Annotated in this window: 22 protein-coding genes; 3 read left to right on the plus strand and 19 right to left on the minus strand. The window is 69.9% G+C overall.

All coding sequences use genetic code 11. From position 1 onward, the window contains the following. Positions 1 to 10 precede the first annotated feature (10 nt). The 12 genes from AC1HFH_RS25400 to ftsH all read right to left on the minus strand — a co-directional run bounded on the left by AC1HFH_RS25400 (position 11) and on the right by ftsH (position 11,239). Complete coding sequence (locus AC1HFH_RS25400; RefSeq protein ID WP_480245300.1) at positions 11 to 454, minus strand: rhodanese-like domain-containing protein; 444 nt, start codon at positions 452 to 454, stop codon at positions 11 to 13. Between the two features lie 138 nt (positions 455 to 592). Continuing rightward, the gene (locus AC1HFH_RS25405; RefSeq protein ID WP_480245301.1) at positions 593 to 1,384 is read right to left on the minus strand and encodes a type III pantothenate kinase; all 792 of its coding nucleotides are present in this window, start codon (positions 1,382 to 1,384) and stop codon (positions 593 to 595) included. Positions 1,385 to 1,393: 9 nt separating this feature from the next. Further along, positions 1,394 to 1,813: an aspartate 1-decarboxylase gene (gene panD, locus AC1HFH_RS25410; RefSeq protein ID WP_480245302.1), complete on the minus strand. Its 420-nt coding sequence runs from the start codon at positions 1,811 to 1,813 to the stop codon at positions 1,394 to 1,396. A gap of 13 nt (positions 1,814 to 1,826) precedes the next feature. Beyond that, positions 1,827 to 2,792 (minus strand): pantoate--beta-alanine ligase, encoded by a 966-nt coding sequence (gene panC, locus AC1HFH_RS25415; RefSeq protein ID WP_480247974.1) that lies wholly within the window; start codon positions 2,790 to 2,792, stop codon positions 1,827 to 1,829. After that, a complete protein-coding gene (locus tag AC1HFH_RS25420; protein WP_480245303.1) occupies positions 2,792 to 3,772 on the minus strand; it encodes a Rossmann-like and DUF2520 domain-containing protein in 981 nt (326 codons plus the stop codon). The genes panC and AC1HFH_RS25420 overlap by 1 nt, the downstream gene beginning before the upstream one ends. Positions 3,773 to 3,896: 124 nt before the next feature. Further along, positions 3,897 to 5,492 (minus strand): DUF6779 domain-containing protein, encoded by a 1,596-nt coding sequence (locus AC1HFH_RS25425; protein ID WP_480245304.1) that lies wholly within the window; start codon positions 5,490 to 5,492, stop codon positions 3,897 to 3,899. Between the two features lie 207 nt (positions 5,493 to 5,699). Next, positions 5,700 to 6,170, minus strand: coding sequence for a DUF3180 domain-containing protein (locus tag AC1HFH_RS25430; protein WP_480247975.1), 471 nt, complete (start codon positions 6,168 to 6,170; stop codon positions 5,700 to 5,702). Continuing rightward, positions 6,167 to 6,709 carry a 2-amino-4-hydroxy-6-hydroxymethyldihydropteridine diphosphokinase gene (gene folK / locus AC1HFH_RS25435; protein ID WP_480245305.1) on the minus strand — a complete coding sequence of 181 codons (543 nt, stop codon included), beginning with the start codon at positions 6,707 to 6,709 and terminating at the stop codon, positions 6,167 to 6,169. The genes AC1HFH_RS25430 and folK overlap by 4 nt, the downstream gene beginning before the upstream one ends. Beyond that, positions 6,706 to 7,116, minus strand: coding sequence for a dihydroneopterin aldolase (folB, locus tag AC1HFH_RS25440; RefSeq protein WP_480245306.1), 411 nt, complete (start codon positions 7,114 to 7,116; stop codon positions 6,706 to 6,708). Before folB ends, folK begins: the two co-directional genes overlap by 4 nt. Further along, complete coding sequence (gene folP, locus AC1HFH_RS25445; protein WP_480245307.1) at positions 7,113 to 7,934, minus strand: dihydropteroate synthase; 822 nt, start codon at positions 7,932 to 7,934, stop codon at positions 7,113 to 7,115. The genes folB and folP overlap by 4 nt, the downstream gene beginning before the upstream one ends. 63 nt (positions 7,935 to 7,997) lie before the next feature. Continuing rightward, entirely contained in the window at positions 7,998 to 8,645 is a 648-nt protein-coding gene (gene folE / locus AC1HFH_RS25450; protein WP_480247976.1) for a GTP cyclohydrolase I FolE, read from the minus strand. Between the two features lie 263 nt (positions 8,646 to 8,908). Then, positions 8,909 to 11,239, minus strand: coding sequence for an ATP-dependent zinc metalloprotease FtsH (ftsH, locus tag AC1HFH_RS25455; RefSeq protein WP_480245308.1), 2,331 nt, complete (start codon positions 11,237 to 11,239; stop codon positions 8,909 to 8,911). A 272-nt stretch (positions 11,240 to 11,511) separates the two neighbouring features. Between ftsH and AC1HFH_RS25460 the strand changes: the two genes are divergently transcribed. Further along, a complete protein-coding gene (locus tag AC1HFH_RS25460; protein WP_480245309.1) occupies positions 11,512 to 12,474 on the plus strand; it encodes a hypothetical protein in 963 nt (320 codons plus the stop codon). Here AC1HFH_RS25460 and AC1HFH_RS25465 read toward each other — a convergent pair. Further along, complete coding sequence (locus tag AC1HFH_RS25465) at positions 12,441 to 14,885, minus strand: protein kinase domain-containing protein (protein ID WP_480245310.1); 2,445 nt, start codon at positions 14,883 to 14,885, stop codon at positions 12,441 to 12,443. The genes AC1HFH_RS25460 and AC1HFH_RS25465 overlap by 34 nt on opposite strands. A gap of 187 nt (positions 14,886 to 15,072) precedes the next feature. On the opposite strand from AC1HFH_RS25465, the gene AC1HFH_RS25470 reads away from it, so the two are divergent. Further along, positions 15,073 to 16,428, plus strand: a complete 1,356-nt coding sequence (locus tag AC1HFH_RS25470) for an amidase (RefSeq protein ID WP_480245311.1) — start codon at positions 15,073 to 15,075, stop codon at positions 16,426 to 16,428. Between the two features lie 21 nt (positions 16,429 to 16,449). Here AC1HFH_RS25470 and AC1HFH_RS25475 read toward each other — a convergent pair whose 3' ends face one another. The 3 genes from AC1HFH_RS25475 to AC1HFH_RS25485 form a co-directional block, all read right to left on the minus strand. Then, positions 16,450 to 17,337: a LysR substrate-binding domain-containing protein gene (locus AC1HFH_RS25475; protein ID WP_480245312.1), complete on the minus strand. Its 888-nt coding sequence runs from the start codon at positions 17,335 to 17,337 to the stop codon at positions 16,450 to 16,452. A gap of 327 nt (positions 17,338 to 17,664) precedes the next feature. Continuing rightward, on the minus strand, positions 17,665 to 19,233 hold the full coding sequence (locus AC1HFH_RS25480) for an aldehyde dehydrogenase family protein (protein ID WP_480245313.1): 1,569 nt from the start codon (positions 19,231 to 19,233) through the stop codon (positions 17,665 to 17,667). 220 nt (positions 19,234 to 19,453) lie between these two features. Continuing rightward, the gene (locus AC1HFH_RS25485; protein WP_480245314.1) at positions 19,454 to 19,732 is read right to left on the minus strand and encodes a DUF2277 domain-containing protein; all 279 of its coding nucleotides are present in this window, start codon (positions 19,730 to 19,732) and stop codon (positions 19,454 to 19,456) included. Between the two features lie 124 nt (positions 19,733 to 19,856). Here AC1HFH_RS25485 and AC1HFH_RS25490 point away from each other — a divergent pair, with 124 nt between their 5' ends. Further along, complete coding sequence (locus AC1HFH_RS25490; RefSeq protein ID WP_480245315.1) at positions 19,857 to 20,690, plus strand: DUF1266 domain-containing protein; 834 nt, start codon at positions 19,857 to 19,859, stop codon at positions 20,688 to 20,690. A 6-nt stretch (positions 20,691 to 20,696) separates the two neighbouring features. On the opposite strand, the gene AC1HFH_RS25495 is transcribed toward AC1HFH_RS25490, so the two are convergent. The 3 genes from AC1HFH_RS25495 to tilS form a co-directional block, all read right to left on the minus strand. Beyond that, positions 20,697 to 20,981, minus strand: a complete 285-nt coding sequence (locus tag AC1HFH_RS25495) for a DUF4190 domain-containing protein (RefSeq protein WP_480245316.1) — start codon at positions 20,979 to 20,981, stop codon at positions 20,697 to 20,699. A 66-nt stretch (positions 20,982 to 21,047) separates the two neighbouring features. Then, on the minus strand, positions 21,048 to 21,599 hold the full coding sequence (hpt, locus tag AC1HFH_RS25500; RefSeq protein WP_480245317.1) for a hypoxanthine phosphoribosyltransferase: 552 nt from the start codon (positions 21,597 to 21,599) through the stop codon (positions 21,048 to 21,050). Positions 21,600 to 21,639: 40 nt separating this feature from the next. Continuing rightward, positions 21,640 to 22,614, minus strand: a complete 975-nt coding sequence (gene tilS / locus AC1HFH_RS25505; protein WP_480245318.1) for a tRNA lysidine(34) synthetase TilS — start codon at positions 22,612 to 22,614, stop codon at positions 21,640 to 21,642. Between the last annotated feature and the right edge of the window lie 133 nt (positions 22,615 to 22,747).

The raw sequence follows: 22,747 nt of genomic DNA on the forward strand, positions 1-22,747 counted from the left end.
CGTCCCCCGCCTATCGCGTCGGCAGCGGAGTCGTCGATACGGCCAGCGAGGCCACCTCGCGAGCGAAATGCGGCACCGCCGTCCCGACATTGAGCAATCCCGCAGCGCGCAGGTCCGCGAACCCACCGGACAAGGCCGTGGCGCGATGCAGGCCCAGCAGCCGCAGGGAAGCGGCCGCCGTACCGGCCGCAGCGCCGGTGGCGCAGACCACGATCCACTCGATGTCGTGACCGGTGGCGAGGGAGAGCCGGGCCGGTGAATCCGGATCGAGCCGCTCTTCCAGTAGTCCGGCATCGATCACCAGCGCACCGGGCAGCGCACCATCGCAGACGCGTTCCTGCGGTGAACGGATATCGACCAGCAGCGCACCTCGCGCCAGTGCGGCGGGCAGCTCGGCCGCGCGGCGGACGGCGGGCCGGGCGGGGATGACAGCATCGAAAACGGAAGAACGCATGCGCGGAACTCCAGGAGAGGAAGGGCGTCGGGACTAGGACATGCCTCGACGAACCGAGGCGGGTCAGCCTCGACAACACTCCTGGGCGCTCATGCGGTAAGACACGAGCTGCAGTATAGCAACCGCGTATCGCATCGGCTAGCGCCGGCGGGCCTGGTTGCGCTCGTACACCAGCCGCAGCCCCTCCAGGGTGAGATGCGGATCGTGCTGCGCGATCGTCTCCGACTCCGGCACGATCAGCGGCGCGGCCCGCCCGGTCGCCACCACCGTCACATCGTCACCGGCGAAACCCTCGAATTCGTCCCGGATCCGATCGATCAGGCCGTCGACCAGACCGGCGAAACCGAAGATCGCACCGGACTGCATGCATTCCATGCTGTTCTTCCCCAGCACCGAACGCGGCCTGGTCAATTCGACCCGGCGTAGCGCACTGCGCTCCACCAGCGCCTCGGTGGATATCTCCACACCGGGTGCGATGATCCCGCCCAGGAATTCGCCTTTCTCCGACACCAGATCGACGACGATCGCTGTCCCGAAATCGACCACGATCGCCGGGCCCGGAAACCGGCGGTAGGCGGCCAGGCAGTTCACGATCCGGTCGGCGCCGACCTCCTTGGGATTGTCCACCAGCAGCGGAATACCGGTGCGGACGCCGGGTTCCACCACCACATGCGGCACATGCCCCCAGTAGTGGGTCAGCATCTCCCGCAGTTCCCGCAGCACCGGCGGCACCGTGGACAGTGCGGCCACCCCGGCCACCTGATCGGCCTCGGCACCGATCAGGCCACGCACCTGCAGGGCGAGCTCGTCCGCGGTCAGCAGCGGATCGGTATGGATACGCCAGGTCCGCACCAGCCGGGCATGGCCGCCGCTGCCGGCGAACAGGCCGAGTTCGATACTGGTGTTGCGGACATCGATGGTGAGCAGCATCGGTGCCGCTCAGGCGAACGACAGCGTGCGCGGCGAGGTCAGGCCGGAACCCTCCGGCGCATGCGCCGGGTCCGAACCCAGTTCCACCTGCCGGTTGCGGTCGTCGACGAAGACCACCCGGGGGTCGTAATCGCGCAACTCCTGCTCGTCCATCATCCCGTAGGCGATCAGGATCACCAGATCACCCGGATGCACGAGGTGGGCGGCGGCGCCGTTGATCCCGATCACTCCGGAACCGCGTTCGCCCGCGATGACATAGGTCTCCAGGCGGGCGCCGTTGTCGATGTCGACGATGCAGACCTGCTCACCCTCGAGCAGATCGGCGGCGTCGAGCAGATCCTGGTCCACGGTCACCGAACCCACATAGTGCAGATCGGCATGGGTCACCGTAGCCCGGTGGATCTTCGACTTCATCATGGTGCGCAGCATCGGCGTCGCCTTTCTAGATCGCCTGCTCGGCAGGCAGCGAGTTCGCGTCCGGATGGCCGTCGAGGGTGGCTCCGAGCGTCACGGGAACGTTGTCGATCAGCCGGGTCTGCCCGACCCTGGCGGCCACCAGCAACCGGGCATTGCCGGATTCCGGGACCGGGCCCAGGTTGGCGTCCCGGAGTTCCAGATAGTCCAGTTCGACCCCGTCGGCGGCATCGAGCACTTCGCGGGCCGCGGCAACGACGGATTCGGCGCCCAGGCCGGCCGCATGGGCGCCGGCCGACAACGCCGCCGACAGTGTCGTGGCGGACTCCCGCTGCTCCGGGGTCAGATAGCGGTTCCGGGACGACAGCGCCAGCCCGTCGTGTTCCCGGACCGTCGGATAGGCGACGACCCGGACGTCCATGTTCAGGTCCCGGACCATCTGCCGAATCAGCGTGAGCTGCTGGTAGTCCTTCTCGCCGAACAGCGCCGCGGTCGGCGCCACGATGTTCAGCAGTTTGGCGACCACCGTCAGCATCCCGGCGAAATGCGTGGGGCGGCTACCGCCCTCCAGTTCGGCGCCGAGCGGACCGGGATGCACCGTGGTCCGTGGCCCGTCCGGATACATCTCCGCCGCGCTGGGGGCGAACACCAGGTCGACGCCCTCCTCGCGGAGCAGCTCCAGATCGGCGTCCAGGGTGCGCGGATAGGCATCGAGGTCCTCACCCGCACCGAACTGCAGCGGGTTGACGAAGATCGACACCAGCACCACCTGGTGGGTGCGCCGGGCCTGCCGGACCAGCTGCAGGTGCCCTTCGTGCAGAGCGCCCATGGTCGGCACGAAACCGATGGTGCGGCCGGCGCCACGCAGCGCCCGGGTCACCGCGCTCACCGTCTCCGGATCGTGGTGCACGGTCAGCCGGCCCGGCTGATACGCGCCGGTCGCCCGCGGCCCGCCGCGGTGGTGATGCACCTCGCGAGTCGATTCGGTTGCCATCATTTCCCTTCCTCGGCCTCGTCGCCGCCGGTGCGGGCAGGTATCGGGGATGCCAGCAGATGGAGCAGGTCGGTGTTGCTGCCGGCACGTTCGGCGGTGCGCAGCGACTGCGCTCGATACGCCTCGGCGATCCGCTCGTCGACCGCCTGCAACGCCGCGAGATGCGCCTCGACGGCCGCTGCATCGCCGCGCGCCACCGGGCCGGTCAGCGCCGCCGGGCCGCGGCGCAAGGCGTTGTCCAGAGCAGCCGAGGCCAGCGGGGCCAGCAGCCGCTCCGGCAAACCGTTGGGCTGGTCGTCCACCTCGGGCTGTCCGAGCAGCCCGGGCCCGCCCACAGCCTCCCGCAGCGCCGCCACGGCATCGACGATCAGGGTGACCAGATGATTCGCGCCGTGCGCCAGCGCCGCGTGATAGAGCGTGCGGTTCGCCTCGGCCACCCGGACCGGCTCACCACCCATCTCGATCACCAGCGACTGGGCGATGGTGTACCCGATCTCGTCGGCGGCGGTCACCCCGAAACAGGCGTTGCCGAGCCGGTTGATGTCCTCGTCGTGGCCGGTGAAGGTCATCGCCGGGTGGATGGCCAGCGGCACCGCACCCTTGGCGGTCAGCGGGGCGAGCACCCCGATGCCGTTCGCTCCGGAGGTGTGCACCACCAGAGTTCCGGGTCGGACCACCCCGGCGCCCGCCAGGCCACGGATCAGACCGGGCAGCTCCGCATCGGGGACAGCCAGCAGCAGCAGCTCACTGCGCTGCGCAATCTGCTCGACCGGCAGGATCTGCGCCTCGGGCAACCGGGTCCGTGCCCGGTGCACCGAGGCATCGGAGATCGCCGCGATGCCGAATACGACGTGCCCGGCGCGTTCCAGCGCGACACCCAGCGCCGAACCGACACGTCCCGCCGAGACGATTCCCACCGTCAACCGTGCGGGCGCCGGATCGAACTGCGCGCTGTCGGAAACACTTGGCGAGGTCACCATTGTCCTCTCGATTCGTTCCAGTCCCGCACTGCGGGTACCGGACGGTACGTCCCGAGGATATCGGGCGGCCGGGAGGCGACGCCATGGCGGGGCGCAGTGATCTACACCGCACCACCGCCGGATATCAGGAGCCCTCCCGGCGCAGATTCGCCATGATCTCGGCCACCGACAGCCGTCGGCTGCCGTCCGGTTCGGCCCGCCGGCGACGCCGCGAGCTCGCCTTCCCCACCGGACCCGTCGACGTCGAGTCGGTCGTCGGCCATGCGCCCGCGGTGCTCTTCGAACCCGGCTCGGCAGCCCGGCGATCCGCGGTGGTCTGTCCGGTGTCGGTGTCCGCACTGCGCTCAGCGCCCGCGCCGTTACCGGTGGCACCGTCTTTCCCGGTGGCGCTGCCCTCCCCGGTGGCGCTGTCTTTCCCGGTGGCGGTGTCCTTCCCAGTGACCGCACCGCCATTCCGGGCGGCACCGTTCTCCCCGGTCGAGCTGTCCGCCGCAGTCGGGGTCTCCGCGCCGGTACCGTCCGCGGCGCCGTCCCCAGCACCGAGCGCGTGACCGGTGTCGGCACCCGGGACCTGCGCCGCACCGGCGACCGCGCCGTGGCCGTTCGCCGGCACATCGCCCGCCCCGGCCGCCACACCGCTCCCCGGCGCGCCGGTACCCGCCGCGGCACCCTTACCCTCCGCTGCATCGGCGTGCGAGCCGTTCGCCGCGGCAGTGCCGGTTTCGCCATTGCCGTTCGAGTCGGCACTGCCATTCGGGACGGCGGCGGCATCGGCACCGCCCGACGAGGCAGCGCCGGCCCAGTAGTCCGGGCTGTGCGCGCCGGCACCGTATGCCGGCGCGGTCCCGCGGACCGAGGCGCCCGAGTCTGCGGCAGCACTGTTCGCCGAGTCGGTGCCGTAGGCCATAGACCCGTTAACCGAATCAGCCCCGTCGACCGAATCCGGGCCGTACGCGGGACCGGCGGGGTGCGGCTCAGGAGTCGGCAGCGGTCCGGACGGCTGCGAATCGGCGCCGCGGGTACCGGCGACGAACTCGGCGACATCCGCCGGGACCTGGGCGAATCCGCCGGCATCGGGCGCCGCCAGCCGCGGGGGCGGGGTCTTGCCCGGGCCGGTCGGCGGCGGCGGTCCGAACATCTCCGCCGCCGCGGCCTGCTGCTGGGCATAGTCCTCGAGCGCCACCGCAGCGGTCTCCGCGGTCACCGGGTCGTCCAACGGCCCGGCGAACCCGGCCGCACCGGGATGACCGGGCTCGTACACCGGCTTGACCCCGGACGTCCAGGCGCCGTTCTCGGCGACGCTGAACGGTTGCCCGCCCGAGTCCTGCATGGCCGCACCGGCATTCTCCGAGCTATCCGGTTCGGCGAAGGCGTCGAAGGGAGCGGCGGGCAGTTCGTCGATGCGCGTGGCGTCGGCCCGCAGCGCGGGCCGGTCCTCGGGCAGCCCGCCGTCGAACAACTGCTGCAGACTCTGCCGCAGCACGGTCAGCTCCGCGCGCAGCGCCGCGATCTCGGTCGCATCGGCGCCCACCTCGGCCCGAACCCGGGCCTCCACGCCCAGCTCGTACTCCCGCCGGGCCGCGACCTCGCGCTCGAGCTGCAGTTCGTACACCGTCTGCAGATCACGGACCTTGGCCTGGTCGACCGCGGCCTCCTTGCGATAGCGGGTCGCCGCGAGCGCGCCGAGCACCGCCGCCCACAGCGCGGCCACCAGACCCACCCGGACCAACTGGACGCTATCGCTGAAAATCAGGAAAACACTGGCAACCAAACCCAGCAGAATCAAGGCGCCGACGAACAATTTTCCAGCACCGTCCCGTCGATCACGGGGAGTCCTGCTTCGGGAGGGTGCAAACATGAACGCCAGGGTAGCCGGGAAATCGCGACACCGGTACCGACGGTCACGGTGAGCCACACCCCATAGTTGCTACGGAGTAGCCGGTTCGTCCGGCGGCTCCTCCGGCGCCCGGCAGCAGTACTCCAGCCACCATGCCGCAGCAACCAGTGCGGCGCCCGCGATCAACCCCACAACGGCGCCCGGAACATCGGCGTCGGCCGCCTGCAACTCCCCGCGCTGCGGGAACACCCACAGCAGGAAACCCGACCAGACGCCGCCGGCGATCGCACCCACCAGCATCGAGGCCTTCGCCAACGCCGCCGCCCGGGCCACCGTGATCGGATGCAGCTGATGCGGACCGGGACCGATCCGCCGATCGTGCACCCGGGCCCGGATCACGAAGGCCAGGCCCACCTCCAGCGCCGCCACCGGCAGCAGCGAGGCACCCGCGAACCACGAGATCGACGGCAGCTCCCCGTACGCGATCCGGGTCACCGCCCAGGCGACGACCACCGCCACCGCAAAATTGGCACCCAGCTCCACCAGCCGGGTCGGTTTCAACTGCACGAATCCACACCCCCCGCACCGGTCAGCGTCCACTCGGTCGGCACCACACCGGCTCGTTCGGCCGGATCCAGCCGATCCAACAGCCGGGACACCGGCTCCGCACCATCGGCCCCGGGCAAGGTGGCCGCCGGGTCGACCGCCAGCCACGGCACCAGCACGAAGGCCCGGTTGCGGGCCTGCGGATGCGGCAGCGTCAACTCCGGGTCGTCCTGGACACACACCTGTCCGGCGGCCGTCGTGCAGGTGATCACGTCGACATCCAGAGTGCGCGCACCCCAGCGCACCTCCCGCACCCGTTCTGCGGCCTGCTCCAGCCGCTGCCCGTACCGCAGCCAGGACCAGCAGTCCGCTGCCGGATCGTCGACCAGCAGGACCGCATTGAGGAAATCCGCCTGCTCCACCCCACCCCAGGGCGCGGTCCGGTAGACCGGCGACACCGCCACCACCCGATCCCCGAGTCCGGTCACCACACTGCGCAGATATCCCAGCCGATCGCCCAGATTGGACCCGATCGACAGCACCGCTCGGGTCATCGCACCGCCCCGCGATACCGGTTCGCGACCACCCGGACATCGGTGAAGGTGTGTGGAATCGGCGCCGACGGCTTGTGCAGCACCACCTCCACCGCCTCGATCCGCGGATCGGCGATCACATCGTCGGCGATCTCGCTGACCACCGTCTCGATCAGATTCCGCGGCGGCCCCTGCACGATCCGCACCGTCCGCTCGGCCAGCGCACCGTAGTCGATGGTGTCCGCGAGCTGATCGGAAGCGGCCGCCGGAGCGATATCCACCCAGACGGTCAGGTCCACCACGAACTCCTGGCCGTCCCGCCGCTCGAAATCGAACACGCCGTGCCGCCCGAAGGCCCGCAGGCCGCGCAACTCGATCCGGGAGCCGGCCGAGCGGTCCGCCGGCGGCGGCAACAGGGGCTGGGTCATCGGACCTCCTCCCGGGTTCCGCCCGCGGCCCGCCAGGCATCGGCGACCGCAATGGCATCCAGCGAGGAGCGGACGTCGTGCACCCGCACCCCCCAGGCGCCACGCTCGGCGGCCAGTGCGGACACCGTCGCGGTGGCCACCTCCCGGCCCGCCGGCGGCCGCGGGCCGTCCGCATCGCCGAGCAGCGCACCCAGGAACCGCTTCCGGGACGCGCCGATCAGCACCGGCACACCGGCGGAGACCAGCTCGGGCAGCGCACCGAGCAACTCCCAGTTGTGCGTGGCGTTCTTGGCGAAGCCCAGCCCCGGATCCAGGATCAGCGCAGCCGGGTCCACCCCGGCCGCAACCGCCTTGTCCACCTGGGTCTGCAGTTCGGCCCGCACCTCGGCGACCACATCGCCGTAATGGTCGGCAGGACCGGTGTGCCGGTAATCGGCACCGGCCCGCCAGTGCATCAGGATCCACGGCACCGCGCCGGCCGCGACCACCTCGGCCATCCGCGGATCGGCACGTCCCCCGGATACATCGTTGACAACCGTCACCCCCGCCGCCAGCGCCGCCTCGGCCACCTCGGCGCGCATGGTGTCCACACTGGTGGGAACACCGGCAGCGACCAGACCGCGGATCACCGGCACCACCCGGGCGGCCTCCGTCTCGGCCGCCACCCGGGCGGCACCCGGCCGGGTCGACTCACCGCCGACGTCGACCAGATCGGCACCCGCCTCGAACAGTTCGACACCGTGCGCCACCGCACGATCCGGATCCAGGTACCGCCCGCCGTCGGAGAACGAATCGGCGGTCACATTGACCACCCCCATCACCACACAGCTGCGGCCGGACTGTCGCGGTCGCGGTAGCTCAATGCGCACTGCCGACCTCGCTCACTTGCGCAGGATCAGGTCCAGCGCCTCGGCGCGCGAGGCGGAGTTCGACTGCAGCAACCCGCGAACCGCCGAGGTGGTGGTGCTGGCGCCCGGCTTGCGGATACCGCGCATCGCCATGCACAGATGTTCGGCTTCCACCACCACGATCGCACCGCGCGGATCCAGCTTCCGCATCACCGCATCGGCGATCTCACTGGTCAACCGCTCCTGGACCTGCGGCCGCTTGGCATACAGGTCGACCAGCCGGGCCAGCTTGGACAGCCCCGTCACCCGGCCGTGCGGGCCGGGAATGTAGCCGACGTGCGCCACCCCGTGGAACGACACCAGGTGGTGCTCGCAGGTGGAGAACATCGGGATATCGCGAACCAGCACCAGTTCCTGGTGCCCCTCGTCGAAGGTGGTGTCCAGCACCCGGTCCGGTTCGGTGTACAGCCCGGCGAACATCTCCCGATACGCCCGGGCCACCCGCGCCGGGGTGTCCACCAGCCCCGGCCGGTCCGGATCCTCCCCCACTGCGATCAGCAACTCACGCACCGCCGCTTCGGCCCGCTGCTGATCGAACGGGCGCCCGGTACCGAGCGCTACCAGATTCGCGGCACTCTCGGCACCGAGCTCACCGTCGAAATCGGTGTTCGCACCGTCCAGCGCGGAAGCACCGAAATGATTAGTGGCCGACACTTGCCGAGTACCTCTCTGTGTGGAATGGAGCGACTCCGTGTTGATGGAGCAGCTCCGCTGCTCGAGTCGCGGCCCCTTCGGGGGCCTCGATTTTTCCCTCCTCCGCTCAGTCGCTTCGCTCCTTCGCTCCGTCAGTCCAAAATCGAGGCGGGTCCGCTCCGGGTGGCCCTTCGGGCCACTCGGGGCTTGGCGCCCGACGGGCGGAGGGGGTTCGGGCAGATCTTATTGTCTCACCCGTGTTGGCGGGGGGTGCCGTTCGGGCCCTCGGGGCCGGGGGTGTCCTCGCCGCGGGGTTGCTCGGCCGGAGGCTGTTCGCCCCAGGGCTGGAAGGCGCCCGTCGGTTGTTGCGGCTGCTGGGGTTGTTGCGGCGGCGGGGTGGGGTGCGGGGGCGGGAAGCCTCCGGCTGCCCGCTCCTCGCGGGGCGGCCAGCCGGGGGCCGACCAGCCGGCGGGGGCGCCGTAGTCGGGCCGGGAGCCGTGCGTACCGCCGGGGCGGGGGTACGCCTGGGTCGGCGGGGCCGGGTAGCCGAACTGCGGGGCCGGCTGCGGCTGGCCCTGGTAGCCGTTGGCGGGTGCGGCGGCGGCCGGTTCCGGCGCGGGCTTCTCCAGGGCGGGCGGCGGCCACGGTTCGCCACGCTCGGCGGCGAGCTCACCGGGCGTCTTCACCGGCGGCTTGTCCGAGGGCAGGCGCTCCCCGAAGTCGTTGAACTCGGTGATCCGCGGGCGCTTGGTGACCGACCCGAGAATCTGCTCCAGATCCCGCTGATGCAGAGTCTCCCGCTCCAGCAGTGCGGTCGCGAGCCGGTCGAGCACATCCCGGTACTCGTTGAGGATCGCCCACGCCTCGGTGTGCGCGGCCTCGATCAGGTTGCGCACCTCCTCGTCGATCTCCCGGGCCACCTCGTGCGAGTAGTCCGGGGTCGTCCCCATCGACCGGCCGAGGAACGGATCGCCCTGCTCCTGGCCGTAGCGCACCGCACCGAGGCGGGCACTCATGCCGTATTCGGTGACCATGCCGCGCGCGATCTTGGTGGCCTGATCGATATCCGACGACGCACCGGTGGTCGGCTCGTGGAAGACGAGCTCCTCGGCGGCGCGGCCACCCATCGCCATCACCAGCCGGGCGATCATCTCCGACCGGGTCATCAGGCCCTTGTCGTCCTCGGGCACGGTCATCGCGTGACCACCGGTGCGGCCACGGGCCAGGATGGTCACCTTGTAGACCGGCTCGATATCGGGCATCGCCCAGGCGGCCAGGGTGTGCCCGCCCTCGTGGTAGGCGGTGATCTTCTTCTCGTGTTCGCTGATGATGCGGCTCTTGCGGCGCGGACCACCGATCACCCGGTCGACCGACTCCTCGAGCGCCTCTCCGGTGATCACCGAACCCTTCTCCCGGGCTGTGAGCAGCGCGGCCTCGTTGATCACGTTCGCCAGGTCGGCGCCGGACATGCCGACGGTCCGCTTGGCCAGACCCTCCAGGTCGGCATCCGGCGAGATCGGCTTGCCCGCACCGTGCACCCGCAGGATCGAGCGCCGGCCCGCCAGGTCCGGGTTGCTGACCGGGATCTGCCGGTCGAACCGGCCCGGCCGCAGCAGGGCGGGGTCGAGGATGTCGGGACGGTTGGTGGCGGCGATCAGGATGATGCCGGCGCGGTCGCCGAACCCGTCCATCTCGACCAGCAGCTGGTTGAGGGTCTGCTCCCGCTCGTCGTGACCGCCGCCCAGGCCGGCGCCGCGCTGGCGGCCGACGGCGTCGATCTCGTCGACGAAGATGATGCAGGGGCTGTTCTGCTTGGCCTGCTCGAACATATCGCGCACCCGGGAAGCACCGACGCCGACGAACATCTCGACGAAGTCGGAACCGGAGATGGTGAAGAACGGCACTCCGGCCTCACCGGCCACCGCGCGGGCCAGCAGGGTCTTACCCGTACCGGGCGGGCCGTAGAGCAGCACGCCCTTCGGGATCTTGGCACCCAGCTGCTCGTAGCGCGACGGGTTCTGCAGGAAGTCCTTGATCTCGTAGAGCTCTTCGACGGCCTCGTCGGCGCCCGCCACATCCTGGAACGTGGTCTTGGGCAGATCCTTGGTGAGCTGCTTGGCCTTGGACTTACCGAAGCCCATCATGCCGCCGCGGCCACCGCCCTGCATCCGCGCCATCACGAAGATGAACAGGCCGAGCAACAGCACCATCGGCAGGATGAACAGCAGCAGCTGGGTGAACCAGCCCTCCTGCTTGACGACCGTATTGAACGGGGCGCCGGATTCCTGGACCGCGTCGAATATCTGCGCGGAGGTCTCACCGCCGCCCGGGTACTTGGCCAGCAGCTGGGTGGCGCCGTCGGCGGCGTCGGTGCCCTCCTTCAGCTCGATGCGCAGCTGCTGCTCTTTGTCATCGATCTGGACACGTTCGACGTTGTCCGGGTCGGCGAGCTGGCTCAGCGCCACGGACGTATCGACACTCTCCCAGCCGCGCGTATCGTCGCCGAGAAAGCTGAACAACCAGATCGCGAGCAGAATGCCCGAGATGATCGCCAGGGTGCGAAACACTGTCTTGCGGTTCATAGAGCGTCGGCCGGGCGGCCAGTCCTTTCCGGTGTCTCCGGGTGTCTGCCTAGCGAAGCGTCTCCGAGGCGGCGGGCGGGAACGATGCGCTCCGCCCCGGGACCGCCGGGTTCTCGAGGTTCCCGCCGGTTTCGGGTGCGGACATGCCACGTTACCGCGTACGGTCTAGTCGTTACATCGCGCAGTTCGCTGCGGTTGCAGTTACAGAGCTGAACGGCCGGGAAGCTTCGGTGGTTCCCGAAGTATCCCGCATACACAACCTATTGTGATCGATGACACACTCGAGCTCAGGGGGTACGAAGATCGTCGAACTGAGAACACCCACAGCCATCCTGCGGCACGGCAACGGGCGCCTCACCGTGCTGCGCCCCGGCACCGACAGCGAACAGGTTCTGGACGTCGGTATCGCCGATCTGCTCAAGGTCCGCCTCAACCGGCGGGCCGACGACACCGTGGTCATCGAGATCTACCAGCGCTACCCCACGCCGGTGCTCACCGGCGTCCCCGCCGACCGTACCCCGCTCCCGGTCGTCGTCGCGGAGCACGATCTGCCGATGGCCATGGCCATCGTGGAACGGCTCAACGACCAGATCCTGGCCACCCAGCGCATCGACGTGGCCGCACCGGACCTGGAACCACCCGCACCCACCTGGGGTGAGAGCGGCCCGGTCCGGGCCGATGTGGAACGGGCCGTACGCCGGATGGCGCCGCGGCGCGATGCCCGTTCCGCGGTCGCCGCACTGCAACGCTATGTGACCCCGGACGAGTACGTGCTGGAGACGGCGGTGGCCACGGCACGGCCACCGGCCGGGACCGGGCTCGGCCTGCTCGCCTGCACCACCGAGCGGATCCTGTTCGTCTCACTCGGCAGCACCGACCGCTACGCCCACGAACTGCCCGTCCCGGCGGTGCTGTGGGCACACACCACCGACAGCGAGCACGGCGCACCGGGCGAGGTCACCACCCGCCGCGGCACCACCGGCATCGAGATCTTCGACGGCAACCGGACGCTGCAGTTCACCGGCGCCGACCGAGCCGATACCGAGCGGGCCGGCTGTGCCGTCAACTTCGCGGTACGCCGGCTGGCCAACGACGGCGCGGCCGGACCGCCCGACCCGGGCGTCGCCCAGCTGTACTCGGAATGGGAGCTGCTGGTGGAACGCCACTCCCTGGGCATGGTCGACGACAACCAGTTCCAGCGCTACGGCCGGGGCATCCTGCGCTCGCTCGGCTGAGGGTCGCGGCCCCGGTGGTCCCCATCCGCCGGGGTCACCACCCGCTCCAGCGCCCGCAGATCGGCCTCCAGCTCCCGGAACAACAGGTATGTGCCGAGAAAGGCGAGGATCGCTCCCACGCTCAGTACCCGGACCGCGACGATGACGGCCGGGATGTCGGCGGGCGGCAGGAAGGTCACGCCCGCCACCGCCAGCAGCGGCACCGAGGCGGCGACGCCCAGATACCGGTTGGCCCGGCGGTCCAGGGCACGTAGCCGGTCACCGTCGCGTGGACTGCTCTCCCCGTGCCGCAGGAACACCGGGTAGATGCTGCGCACCAGATAGAAGTTCACCAGGAAGAACGGATAGGCCACCGCGATGGCCCCGCACACCAGCAGCGAGGCCAGGAAGTGCACCACCGCGCGGGCCGGGATGTCCCCGGCCGCCAGCTGCAGCGCCAGCGGAAAGGTGAAGCCGGACAGCGCCCACAGTGAGAAGGCGACGGCGACCGCCTTGTCGCCGAAGGTGAGCGTGTCGGCGCGGGCCCGCCGCAGGACGGCAGGCGGATATCGGCGCCCCCGGCGCAGCCCCCGCGGCACCAACAGCACATATCGGCCCAGATAGATCAGGATGATCGTGCCCAGCGGGAAGAAGACCAGGTTCACCACGCCGACGACGATCGTGAAGGTCTGCTGGGCCTCCTCGCTGAGCCGGCTCACCACCAGGGATTGGTTGTGCCCGATGTTGTAGAGCGAGGCGAGAATGTTCGGCACCCCGATGGCGAGGGCGAGCCACAGCAGTGGCCAGCGCCGGAATCGCCGGCGCCAGCTGTGCTGGGGCGGATCCACCAGATTCCGGGCCCGTTCGTCCAGGCAGAGGTCGAACTGCTGGGCCAGCGTGGCGGCGTCGGACCAGCGGCGGTCCCGGTCCGGGGCCAGACAGGTCAGCAGCACCCGGCGTAGCGAGGCCGGGCAGTCGGCGGGCAGCTGCTCGCGGGCGGATCCGCCGACACCGTCCGCCCGCTGTTCGAGCATGGTTTCCAGCGCTGTCTCATCGCCGCCGGGCGCGGTCGGCGCGGTGCTGTCGTCGAAGGGTTTCGCCCCGGTCAGCAGCTCCCAGAGCAGCACGCCCAGCGAGTAGATGTCGGCCCGGGTGTCCAGGTCGGCCGGACTGCGGTCCCGGCCCGGATGGCAGGCCTGAAGCTGCTCCGGCGACATGTACGACAGCGACCCGCCGAAATAGGACACCGGGCTGGTGTCGGCCACCGACCGGCTGAAACTGATGTTGAAATCGGCGAGCTTGGGTACGCCTTCGGCGGTGAGCAGCACATTCGCCGGTTTGACGTCGCGGTGCAGCACCCCGTGCTCGGCCGCATAGGCCAGCGCCTCGGCCAGCCGGCTGCCCAGCCAGGCGACGGTCTCCGGCCAGCTGAGCCCGGCCAGCGTCGCCCGGACGCTGGAATCGGCCGGGCGGATCTCCCCCTTCTGTTCCAGCGCCGCATCGATGGCGTCCAGCAGCAGCCGCCCGTTGCGTTCGGCGACCGGTGTGGCGCGCACCCAGCGCAGCACCCCGAGCAGGGTGCCACCGGGCAGGAACTGCATATACAGCATGCGCAGTACCCGGGCGTCCGCCCGGGCACCGGTATCGAGCAGCTGTTGATCGAACACCCGCACGATGTAGTCGTGGTCGAGCTGCGCCAGCGTCTGCGGTTCGGTGCCGTGGTCGGCGGAGATCTTCACCGCGACGAGCCGCTGCAGGGACCGCTGGCGGGCCAGGAACACCCGGGCGAATGCGCCGGAACCCAATTCGGTGAGCAGTTCGAACTCGCCGATGCGCTGCCCCACCGCGATACCGTGGATCGGGTCGCCCGATTCCGGATCGGGGCCCTCGACACCGTGCGCCATGCCCAGCACGGTCGGTGGACCGGTGTCGGGCATGGTTCGTTCGATGAACTCGGTGCCCGCGGTGGGCTCGGATCGCCGGGTGCTCTGTTCCAGCTCGTCGCTGATCAGCAGTTCCCGCAGGCGCGGCGCCTGGTCCGGATATTCGCGCAGGCATTCGCGCGGATCGACGCGTTGCCCGCTGTGCCTGCGGATGACGAATTCCTCGAACACCAGATCGGCCGGAATCTCGGCGAGTGCCAGCTCCGGGAAATCCCGGCAGTACTCGGGCAGCCGTTTGCGGTCGATCGTCCCCCGTCCGGTCCAGCGCTGCCGCAGGTCGATCCGGATCAGTTCGATCAGGGCCTGCCGGCGCAGCACCGCGGCATCGGGCAGGAACTCGGCGATATCCGGTGGTTCCGGCGCCATCGTGCGAACGGCCGCACTCCAAGCCGCAGTGAAAGCCACCACGGCGTCGGTCTGCAGATCCACCGCGGCCGCGGTTTCCCAGCCGCCGCCCGGGTCGCGGCCGGAGCCTCGGTCAGCACTCATATTCCGACTTCGTCCTCGCGACACCAGATGTCTTCGGCCCCCGAGCCCTACCTGAAATGATACTTTGCCGCTCGACCGCAGCACCCGAAGTCGACGATCTTGCGATAGGGGCGATCAGCAGGTGCACGACGATGTCACGGCAGTAGCATTCGAGGTGCAGCAAACCGGCCGAGGCGGTGAGCACGATATGAGCGCCGAAGTGTCGCCCGGTGAACCGGGTCCGGCCGCCGCGCTCGCCGCACGGGTGCGGGACGGTTCGCTGCTGCCCATCGAAGCGGTCGACACCGCGCTGGCCCGGATCACCGCGGCCGACCCGGAGATCGGCGCCTTCGCCGTGGTGCGCAGCGTGCGGGCCCGGGCGGAGGCCGAGGCGCTGGCCCGCCGGCCCGATCTCGATCAGCTGCCGCTGGCGGGCGTTCCGGTGGCGATCAAAGAGAATGTGCCGGTGGCCGGTGAGGCGGTCCGGTGCGGCTCCGCCGCCACCTCGTCCGCCCCGGCAGCCGCGGATCATCCGGTGGTACGGCGTCTGCGGGCAGCCGGTGCCGTGGTGGTCGGCCTGACCACGATGCCGGAACTCGGGCTCTGGGCGATGACCGACGGCGACGGCCGGATCACCCGCAACCCGTGGCGGCACACCGTGGGCGTGGGCGGGTCCTCCGGCGGAGCCGCCGCGGCCGTCGCGGCCGGCATGGTGCCCCTCGCCCACGGCAACGACGGACTCGGCTCGGTGCGGATCCCGGCCGCCGCCTGCGGAGTGGTCGGATTCAAACCCGGCCGCGGCACGGTGCCCGCCGATCTGGGCGCCGATTCGTGGGGCGGAATGGCGGAGAACGGAATTCTGGCCGGTACGGTCGCCGACGCCGCCCTCGGGTTGTCGGTCCTGGCCGGGCGCCCGGACCTGGCCGAGGTGGACCCGCCGGCGAACGAACTGCGCATCGGGCAAGCGGTCGCCCCGCCGACCCACCTGGTCCGGGTGGACCCGTTCTGGGCCGGTGCCGCCCGGACGGCAGCCGACCGCGCCGCCCGCGCCGGACATCGGGTGGAGACCGCGGAACTGCCGTACGGCAATTCCGTGTTCACCATGCTGGCGCGCTGGACGACTGCCGCCCTGAGCGATGCCGAACTACTGCCACATCCGGAACTGCTGCAGCGCCGGACCCGGCGGCAGCTCGCGCTGGGCCGGCTGGTGCGCCGGTTCGAGCCGGCCGGGCCGAGCACAACCGACCGGTTCGAAGCCCGGCTGCTGGACTACTTCGACCGTTTCGACGTGGTGATCACACCGACGCTGGCCGCAGCACCGCCGAAGGCCCGCGCCTGGCATCGCCGCGGCTGGTTGCCGAATGCGGTGACCAGTGCCCGCTACGCGCCCTTCACCGGGCCATGGAATCTGGTCGGCTGGCCGGCGATGTCGGTGCCGATGGGCCGGCACCCACGCACCGGAACACCGGTCGCGGCGCAGCTGGCCGGCCCGCCGGGCAGTGAGGCGACCCTGCTCCGGCTGGCGAGCCGGCTGACTGCCGCGGACACCGGACCGACGCCGTGAACCGCTCGGCCGGGCGGTAGCTCAGACCGCCACAGCGGTGGGGTTGGCGGAGAATCCGCCTTCCGTAGCCCGCCCGGCGAACTCGAGGATCGTCGGGCGGATATCGTCGGCCCGCCAGGCGACGGCCAGCTCGCACGGCGCCAGCCCGTTCACCGGGCGGGCGGTCAGGCCCGGCCACCGATACATCGGCACATTGTTCTCGGCGAGCAGGCAGACGCCCAGTCCCAGACTGACCGCTTCGAGCCGGTCCTCCGGCGTGGCCGCCTCGGCGCCGATCCGGGGCTGCCGTCCGGCCCGGGCGTCGTTACCGAGCCAGAAGTCGCGGACCGCACCGGCTTCCGGCGGCAGCGCGACGAAGGTCTCGTCCATCAGGTCCGCGAAGTCGATGCTGTCGTTCTCGGCCAGCGGATGGTTCTCCGGGAGCAGCACCCAGCGCGCTTCGGTGCGCAACACCTGCCACCGGTAGCGGTTCGGGTCCGGTAACGGCAGCCAGACCAGAGCCAGATCGGCCTGCCTGCCGGCCAGTCCGCTGGACGGATCGTTCCAGGAGGCCGCATGCAGGGCCAGCCGGTGACCGCTGGCGCTCTCCAGCTCGTTCAGCAGACCACGCCCGAGCGCGGACTGGATACCGACGCGCAGCACCTCGCCCGCTTCCTGCAGGGAGACATTGGTGACCTCCCACAGCTCCAGGATTTTGCGGGCGCCTTCGAGCAGTTCCTTGCCCGCGACGGTCAGGGCGACACTGCGCTGGTTGCGGTCGAACAGGACCACATCGAGCTGCCGCTCCAACTGCCGGATCTGTCGAGACAGCGTCGGCTGGGCGATGTGCAGCCGCTGGGCGGCGTTGGTGAAGTGCAGTTCCTCAGCGACGGCGACGAAATACCGCAGATCGCGCAAATGCGGGTCCATAGCCCCTTGCTATCAGAATCGGTCGGGAAACTCCAGCCCGTTCAGGCTGAAAGGTCCGAATAGTTGGATCAAAACAGTCGGCAGGTTTGCAATGAATAGCATATTGCCCCGCATGGTGTCGCGCATCGGGGCATGGGCGAACCCTCAGCGGCATTCCCCAGCCGTCTCGGAAGCATCCATACTGGGCACCTGACCAGCCCATTTACCACCGCGGCGCCGAGAAATCCGGGCGCCGCGACGGCGATCGAGCTACCGGTCAGCCACCGGGATAATGCCTGGTCCGGCCCGAAAAGTGAGGTTCATCACACAAAATGGGGCTGAGCGGGCTCAGTCACCCGTACCGCGCAGCCGCATCAGCTTCGGGATGTCGATCCGGCGCAGCCCACGGGCACCGGCGGCCCGCATCGCGCCCACCGCGAACAGCAGCTTGGACATGTCGTACGGGTACCAGAACGGTTCCTTGGTCATCGTCGGAACGAGCGGCTTGGTGATCGCCTGCGCCCGGCAGTACTTGCGGACCCCGCTCGCACCACCCCAACGGGCACCCACCCCGGATTCACCCCAGCCACCCATCGGCATGGCGAAATTGAACAGGTTCGCGAACACGTCGTTGATATTCACCGCGCCGGCCTGCAATTGCCGGGCCACGCGCTCACCGCGCGCCTTGTCCCGCGTCCACACCGTCGCCGACAGGCCGTACCGGGAATCATTGGCCAATCGGATGGCCTCGGCCTCATCGGCCACCTTCACCACCGGCAGGGTCGGACCGAAGGTCTCCTCCTGGATACAGGCCATCGACTGGTCCACATCCACCAGTACGGTCGGCTCGAAGAAAGTGCCCACCCCGGTGCGCCGGCCACCGGTCGTCACCCGAGCGCCGGCGGCGACCGCCTCGTCCACATGCCGGGCGACGATGGCCACCTGATTCTCGTTGGCGAGCGCACCCACATCGTTTTCCGAGACCCGGCCGTCCAGACCCTGCCGCAATGCGGCGACCGCGTCGGTCAGTTTCGCCACGAATTCGTCGTAGACCGGCGCCTCGACATACACCCGCTCCACCGAAATGCACACCTGACCGGAATTGAACATCCCACCGAATGCGATACCGTGCGCGGCCCGATCGATATCGGCATCGGCCAGCACCAATGCCGGATCCTTACCACCCAGCTCCAAGCTGTAGGGCACCAGCCGGCGCGCACAGGCCCCGGCGATTTTACGGCCGGTCGCGGTCGACCCGGTGAACTGGACGTAGTCGGCGTTGTCCACCACGGCCGCCCCGGTGGCGCCCTCCCCGGTCACGACCGCGAACACCGGCGGCGCGCCGATCTCGGCCCAGCCGCGGGCCAGCTCCACCGCCGACAGCGGCGTCACCTCGGACGGTTTCAAGATCACCGCAGCACCGGCCGCCAGCGCCGGAATCACATCGATGACCGGCATCGCCAGTGGGAAATTCCACGGCGTGATCACGCCCACCACGGGGTAGGGCCGATAGGCGACGGTCAGCTTCTTCACCCGCGCCAGCGGGCTGTGCGGGGAAGGGTGGTCGTCGCTGAGAAAACCGGCGGCCCGGCGCGCATAGTAGCCGGTGAGGTCCACCGCGAAGGCCGGATCGATGAGCGCGTCCACCCGGGGCTTCCCGGTCTCCGACTGCAGCACATCGGCGAGCTGCTCGGTGTTGTCGATCAACCAGTCCTGCAGCTTCAGCAGCCATTCCTTGCGGCCGTCGGGACCGAGCGCCTCCCACTCCGGCTGGTGCCGGCGCAACTCCCGAACCACAGCCGCCACCTCGTCGGCGCCGGCCCGGGGCACCGAACCCGACACCTCGCCGGTGGCCGGGTTGTACACATCGATGGCGGCCTGGTCGGCCGTGGCGGTGGTCTCGTCGATATCGGTCACAGACAGCTCCTGTGTCTAATGGAGCAGCTCCGCTGCTCGAGTCGCGACCCCTAGGGGGCCGCTCCGAGTGGGTTGACGTTCTAGTACACGTTCTATTGTTGGTCGACCGGTCTCCGGGCGCAGCCGATCCCACAATTCCCCCGCGATGCACCTGCTCGGACGCAGTCCCTGCGGCCCCGCCCGCGACACCGCCGCGGCCGATCGAGTTATCCGTGGGTGATCAATCCGAATCGGCTGCCACCTCGGCTGCCTCCCGGGCCGCGATCCGGCGCAGCGGTGGTTCGGTCTGCGGCGGCACCCGGCGTTCGGGTAGTTCGGCGAGGAGGGTGGTAGTCGCGGCGGCGATCGCGGCGACCGCCTTGTCGACGGCGGGTTTGGTGGTGCTACTCAGCCCGGAGATACCGCCGACCTTGCGCACGTACTGCACGGCCGCGGCGTAGATCTCCTGCTCGGTGGCAGCAGGCTCCAAGCCGCGCAAGACGGTGATGTTTCTACACATGTATGCACAGTAGGCCGGATGCGCCGGGCACGACAGGCAAGTGCGGCCACGATGTGAAAATCCGTCCGGCACGGTTGTGCACACCTGCCCCGGCGGACGGCCGGGAACCCCTACACTCGTTCGCATGGCTGCCCGGGGTGTACCAGCGCTGACCACTTTCCCGTATCCGGAACTGGACGAACGGGAGGACGACCACTGGTCGGGTGCCGATATCACCGACGACGAACTGCGCGCCCTGGCACTCGGCGCGTTCTACTCGGCCCGGTGGGACGCCTTCCACGACGCCCTGCTGCTCGGGCCGGAGCGCGAGCATCCGCTCGGCGACCGGCGTGAGCTGGCGATCGACACGCTGACCGGCGCCTGGGGGATCACCGACGGTACCGAGGCCCGGGCCTCGATGAATCAGTTGCTCGAAGGGATGCACGCACCGCTTTACGCCCTGGTGCATCCGCTGGTGATGGCCTCGATCAACGCCCCCGAACGGGACCGTTTCGGCGAACGCGCCGACCGGCACCGGGCCTTCCTCCGGCAGGTCGGCTCGTTCCGCGGGATCGAGAATCCCGAGGCCCTGGTGCGCGACTACGACATCTGGTCCCAGGCCATCAAGATCGGCTTCACCGAACATCTCGCCCACCCGCTGCCGCACGATATCCACGCCTGGGATCTGGCCCGGGTCGTGGCAGTGGCCCGGATGGCCTTCACCGCCGGGTATCTGGAGGCCGATGTGGCCTGGGAGTACATCATGCGCGCCCTGCCGAAGGCGCAGCGCAAGTACCGCAACTGGCGCCAGTTCGGCGACGCCTATCTGGCCGGCTGGACCTACTGGCAGGCGTGTGAAGACCTGGCCGAGCTCAAGCACGGCGGGGTGGACCGGCGGCTGGAGCTGACCCGGCTGTGGACCCGGCCGACCAGCCCGTGGCGCCGGATCGATCTCAACGACAAGGTGCTGCCGGCCTGACCGGCCTCAGGTGTTCGCCAGCAACGCGACGAACACCGCGATCACGAAGATCGCCACGGCGACGGCGAGCAGTACCGACGCGATGATGCCGCAGATCCGGCCGATCTGGACCATGGTGCGGCCACCGAGCGCACCACCGGTCGCATCGATCTCCTGGAGCGCACTGTTGCCCATCACCCAGGCGAACGGCCCGAGGATCTGGCAGAGCACCAGGCTGAGGATGCCCAGCACCAGGATCAGGGTGGCTTTCGGATGGTCCTGCTGATAACCACTCGGTTGCTGATAGACCATGGCGCGATGATGGCACGCCACCGGCCGTGAACTGCGCCGACACGCGGTCGGCGCAGGCAGCGACCGTCAGCTGTAGACCTTCGGATCCAGGGTGCCGATATAGGGCAGATCGCGGTAGCGCTCGGCGTAGTCCAGGCCGTACCCCACCACGAACTCGTTGGGGATGTCGAAGCCGACATGCGCCACGTCGACCGGGGTCTTCAACGCATCGGGCTTACGTAGCAGGGTGACCACTTCCAGCGACGCCGGATTGCGGGTGGACAGGTTGCGCATCAGCCAGGACAGGGTGAGTCCCGAGTCGATGATGTCCTCGACGATCAGCACATTGCGGCCGGCGATGTCCTTGTCCAGGTCCTTCATGATCCGCACCACGCCGGACGAGGAGGTGGACGACCCGTACGACGATACCGCCATGAACTCCATCTGGGTGGGGATCGGCAGGGCCCGGGCGAAATCGGTCATGAAGAAGATCGCGCCCTTGAGGACGCCGATCAGCAGCAGATCACCTTCCGGAGCATCCGGCGGATACCGTTTGGCGATGATCTCCGCGAGCTCTTCGGTCTTGGCCTTGATCTGCTCTTCGGTGATCAGCACCGACGCGATGTCGTCTCCGTACACGTGCCCTCATGTCCTTTCGGCGGTGAAGGGTCTTCGGGAATCATCGCGGCTCCAGCCGCAGGGTCAGCCTGCCATGTTCGCGCGCCACGACCAACCGGCACTCCGGCGGCCCACCGGCGACGGCGACACCACCCTGACCGCGCCAACCGGCCACCAGCTCGTCGATTGCCCGTAATTGCCTGTCCATCAATGCCTCGACGCCCTCGCCCGCCAGCCAGGCGCGGACGGCCCGCCGCCGCAGGGCCGCCGGCGCAGTGGTGAGTGTCTCGATCGACAGCCCGCGCTCATCACCCGCGCGACGGAGCAGATCGGCAGCCAGGTCGTCGAGCACCGTGCCGTCCTCGCGCAATTGTGTCGCGGTGCGGGCCAGAGCGGCCGCCACCCCGCCGCCGAGCACCTCCTCCAGCAGCGGCAGCACTTCGGTGCGCACCCGCACCCGGGTGAACTCGGGGGACGTGTTGTGCGGGTCCTCGTGCGGGGCGAGTCCGAGGTCGGTACACAGCTGCCGGGTATCGGCCCGCCGGACGGCCAGCAGCGGGCGCCCCCACGGCGGTGACCACGGCGCCATCCCCCGGATCGAGCGGCCCCCCGAGCCGCGGGCCAATCCGAGCAGCACCGTTTCGGCCTGATCGTCGAGCGTATGCCCGAGCAGCACCGGCAGTCCGTCCCGATGCTCGGCCAACGCCGCATACCGCGCCCGCCGTGCCGCGGCCTCCATCCCGCCCGCTCGCCCCACTTCGACCGGCAGCACCCGCACGTCCCGGCACCCCGATCGCTGCGCCTGCGCCGCCGCGTTCGCCGCCACCTCCGCCGACCCCGCCTGCAACCCGTGATCGACCACGAGTGCCGTCACCGTCTCCGCCTCGGCCACCGCAGCCACCGTCAACGCGAGCGAATCTGCACCCCCCGACAAGGCCACCGCCACCGGCCCGCCACCGTGCGCCGCGAGCCAGGCGCGCACCGCATGCCGCACCACCAGCACCGACGGCGTCTCCGGCAACCGCTCCCCACTCACCCCCTGGACTCTACGGCGGAGCCGGCCACCGCCACTGCGGCACTCCGGCCACGCGCGGCGCCATCCGAGCTACCGCGCCGGGACCTTGATCGACGCGGCCGTATCGGCGCGCGGCACGAGACGAATCCGCGGA

It is taken from the genome of Nocardia sp. KT25-26, assembly GCF_056627695.1.